Below are 253 nucleotides of genomic sequence, written 5' to 3' on the forward strand. Positions count from 1 at the left end.
TGTGACGCTCCCGAAGGCTGTCCACGATGTCCTGCCTGGATGGCCGAATCAGGTCGTCCAGCTCCTTGCCGAAGACCAGCTCGTGCATCTGCTTGATGTCGTCCAGCTCCAGGCGCGCCCCCTTGGTCGCCCAGCGCTTCAGCATCGGGACGCCCTTGAGGAGCATCCTCTGGTGGCCCTTGACGATCATGGAGGCCGCCTCAGTGAAGTTCTGAATGCCCATGTAGGCGTTCTTCGTGGCGAAGGCGATGTC

The 253-nt window shown here is 62.1% G+C and carries 1 protein-coding gene; it reads right to left on the reverse strand.

All coding sequences use genetic code 11. From position 1 onward, the window contains the following. On the reverse strand, positions 1-223 hold a 223-nt coding region (locus RMT89_RS44345; RefSeq protein WP_315889421.1), incomplete at its 3' end, for a hypothetical protein. Positions 224-253 lie beyond the last annotated feature (30 nt).

Origin of the sequence: Streptomyces sp. P17, assembly GCF_032436805.1 — a bacterium.
GTDB lineage: Bacteria > Actinomycetota > Actinomycetes > Streptomycetales > Streptomycetaceae > Streptomyces.